Annotated in this window: 1 protein-coding gene; it reads left to right on the plus strand. The window is 63.3% G+C overall.

Going from position 1 to position 1443, the window contains the following annotated elements; translation table 11 throughout:
- Positions 1 to 43: 43 nt before the first annotated feature.
- Positions 44 to 1267, plus strand: a complete 1224-nt coding sequence (locus P3L18_RS28075; protein ID WP_276115992.1) for an IS4 family transposase — start codon at positions 44 to 46, stop codon at positions 1265 to 1267.
- Positions 1268 to 1443 lie beyond the last annotated feature (176 nt).

A 1443-nucleotide genomic window follows, 5' to 3' on the forward strand; every position in this document is an offset into this window, starting at 1 on the left:
CAATACCGTTCAGTTAAGGTTACATGGGTGTAGTTTGTAGGGTATGCCTCGTGCTGGGTGGGTGAAGCCTGAGTCGGATCGTCGGTTGTCGGATGTGGTGTCGGTGGGCGTGTTGACGCGGACGTTTCCGCCGGATGTGGTGGACGAGGTGATCGCAGCGGCGGGCCGGACCGAGGTGCGTCATCGGGCGTTGCCGGCGCGGGTGATGGCGTATTTCTCGATCGGGATGGCGTTGTATGCCGAGGGCTCGTATGAGGATGTGTTATCCCAGCTCACGGATGGTTTGTCGTGGGCGTCGGGGTGGGAGGAGTCCTATCGCGTTCCGGGGAAGTCGGCGATCTTTCAGGCGCGGTCTCGTCTGGGGTCGGCGCCGATGAAGGCGTTGTTTGAGCGGGTCGCGGTGCCGTTGGGGCGGGAATCGACGCCTGGGGTGTGGTTGGCGGGGCGGCGGCTGGTTGCTGTGGATGGGACGTGTCTTGATGTCGCCGACACGCCGGTCAACGATGAGTATTTCGGGCGGCCCGGGGTGAACAAGGGTGAGCGGGCGGCGTTCCCGATGGCGCGGGTGGTGGCGCTCGCCGAGTGCGGCACGCACGCCATTTTCGCCGCCGCCGTGGGCACCTACGACCAGTCCGAGGCGGTGCTGATCGAGTCGTTGCTACCGCATCTGACACCGGGGATGCTGGTCACGGCTGATCGTGGAGTGTTCTCGTATGCGTTGTGGCGCAAAGCTATAGCGACCAACGCGGATCTGTTGTGGCGGGTGAAGACCTCAGGTACAGGGCCGTTACCACGACATGTGAAGGACTTTCCGGATGGCTCGTGGCTGGCCGAATTGCACCAGACACATTCGGCCGCGGCGCGGCGCGCTGAGCCGATGCTGGTGCGGGTGATCGACTACACCATCGATGACGGCCGGGAGAACGCCGACCACTATCGGTTGCTGACCACGATCCTGGACCCTGACGAAGTCGGTGCGGTCGAGTTGGCTGCGGCCTATACCGAGCGGTGGGAGATCGAGATTGCCTTCGATGAGCTGAAAACCCACCAGCGCGGGCCCCGTACCGTGCTGCGTTCGAAGTCTCCTGATCTTGTGCTGCAGGAGATTTGGGGGCATCTGTGTTGTCACTATGCGATCCGGTCGTTGATGGTCGAGGCCGCCGGTCACGCCGGCCACGACCCCGACAGGGTCAGTTTCGTTGCCGCACTGAGGATTACCCGCCAATCAGTCGCCCACCAGGGCGACTTTCCCCCCTCACGACCCTGACACCACCAGCCGCAGCTGGCTCACCTTCCTCACTCGCCTCACACGCAGACTCAACCCCGCACGTCGACGACGAGCCAACCCACGCGTCGTCAAACGCAAATACGTGAAATGGCACGTCAAACGCGCTCACCACGCCTCCTGGCCGCAACCGACACAGTCACCGATCTACACAACCG

The organism is Gordonia sp. N1V (assembly GCF_029269935.1).
GTDB lineage: Bacteria > Actinomycetota > Actinomycetes > Mycobacteriales > Mycobacteriaceae > Gordonia > Gordonia polyisoprenivorans.

What these genes read in the sequence shown, in the direction of transcription:
- P3L18_RS28075 (WP_276115992.1), top strand. Translation starts at nt 44, where the DNA reads ATGCCTCGTGCTGGGTGGGTGAAGCCTGAGTCGGATCGTCGGTTGTCG.